Source organism: Cupriavidus sp. 01L45 (genome assembly GCF_056399885.1).
The window spans coordinates 1-1,660 of sequence record NZ_JBFTSG010000148.1 but is presented as its reverse complement, the minus strand read 5'-3'; the positions used below and the strand labels follow the sequence as shown (position 1 = coordinate 1,660).

Annotated in this window: 1 protein-coding gene and 2 pseudogenes; all 3 read right to left on the bottom strand. The window is 63.4% G+C overall.

Going from position 1 to position 1,660, the window contains the following annotated elements; all coding sequences use genetic code 11:
- Positions 1 to 595 (bottom strand): annotated as a pseudogene (locus AC1DT6_RS40440) (hypothetical protein); the annotation flags it as partial.
- Positions 592 to 1,083, bottom strand: a complete 492-nt coding sequence (locus AC1DT6_RS40435; protein WP_441637741.1) for a DUF3304 domain-containing protein — start codon at positions 1,081 to 1,083, stop codon at positions 592 to 594. The gene AC1DT6_RS40435 and the pseudogene AC1DT6_RS40440, both read right to left, overlap by 4 nt.
- Positions 1,080 to 1,660, bottom strand: a pseudogene (locus AC1DT6_RS40430) (hypothetical protein); the annotation flags it as partial. The pseudogene AC1DT6_RS40430 and the gene AC1DT6_RS40435, both read right to left, overlap by 4 nt.

The following is a 1,660-nucleotide window of genomic DNA, read 5'->3' as shown; positions in this document are numbered from 1 at the left end:
GTTCCTGCGTCAGCGGCGCGAACCAGTCCTTGCGCTTGCGCGGCGGGTCCTCCGGGTCGGGCCGCTGCTGGTGGTCGACGCGGCGCTCGTAGTCCTTGATCTTCGCGGCGATCTCGTCATCGTCCATCATGGCCCGGTCACTAAAGGCCGCTCGGTGCACGGCGTTGTAGATCTGCAGCAGGCCCCACAGGATGCGGGCCTGCCCGCCGGCGGCGAAGGCCCGCCCGTAGGTGCTTTCGCCCATTTCACCAATTTGCGGGAAGGGCGTGCCCACGCCTGGCAGGTAGACGCGGTAAAAGTACTCGCTCTCCCCCGGCTTATTTCTCTCTTCCGGAGGATAGGCATTGTGCAGGCGAACGATATTGCTATGAAAGCGCTTGGCAGCTTCCGGTTTTTTGTAGTCGCGCTCCATATTGTTGTTGGTGCCATCGAAGAACAGCCCCACGTTGACCACGGTATTGCATACCGGCTTGCCCTCAGAGTGGCCGGCGAGCTTGATCCCCAATATGCCCATAACCTCGCCCGGCGTCAGGCTGCAGCATTTGGCCGGATCTGGCGTGAGCGTGCGGTCGGGGGCAGCGATATAGCGCTTCATTGTTGGGGCTCCTTCGACTTGTTCGGATTGACCGGATAGGGAATGGGATGATTAGGGTTGCGTGGGCCGTCAAGTGCCGACACGACCACGCGGACCACGTCGTTCGGATAGATGTGGGCATAGATGGTGCCTGCCTTGGTGTAGGGCTCGACCTCGACCACCTTGGTCTTGATGACGTCCTTCCTGCCCTCTGGCGCGTTCCAGCTGACCTCGACCTGCATGCCGGGACGGTAGACCCGCGGCACGCCGACGCAACACGTTCCCGACGTACTGCCGTAGGCGCGCATATTGCCGCCCCATTGCCCATCGATGGAGAACCAATGGATGTACTTGGCGGTGTGGTTGACCCCGCCAAGCGAGGCATAGACGAACTTGTCGGAGCGATCAGTCGAGATGCCGCTGCCGCCAGCGCAGCCGGCCAGGAACAGGGACAGGAGAATGGCCTTGCCGAGGGCAATGCGCCGCGGTGCSGCGATATAGCGCTTCATTGTTGGAACTCCTTCACTTCGTCAGGGTTAACCGGATAGGGAATGCGATGGTTGGGATTGTGCGGACCATTGCGCGCCGACTGCATCAGGTTGGCCCCGGCACGCTCCTGGGGCGACAGCATGAGCGGGTTGCGATCCCCATAAGGGGAACGATGGGGCGCGGCCCGGTATCGCACCAGYACCAGGTCGCCCTTGAGGCGGTCATTCGATTCCTGCAGGTCCATCTGGTCCTGGGGATTGGCCGCGAGGTAGAAAGGGCKMTGTTCCAAACGCCGCAGCAGCCACGCACGCCACTGGAAAAAGCGCGCGTAGTGCTGGCTGAGCTGCTCGTTRTAGGGCCCGCCTTCGCAACGGCTCCACCGCATGTACTGGTTCCAGACCTGCACCATGCGGGGGTCCGCCTCCAGGTCGGCTCGCACCTTGTCYTCCATGCCCCAAGTCTGGGTGAGCGGCACGCCAGCCAGCAGGGCCGCCTTGTACATATGCAGCAGCGGGATCTGCGACATCAGCGCGGGCAGGCCATCCCGGGCCTTGCCCTGGTCGCCCGCCCCATAGCCGCCCCCGCCCCATAGCCGCC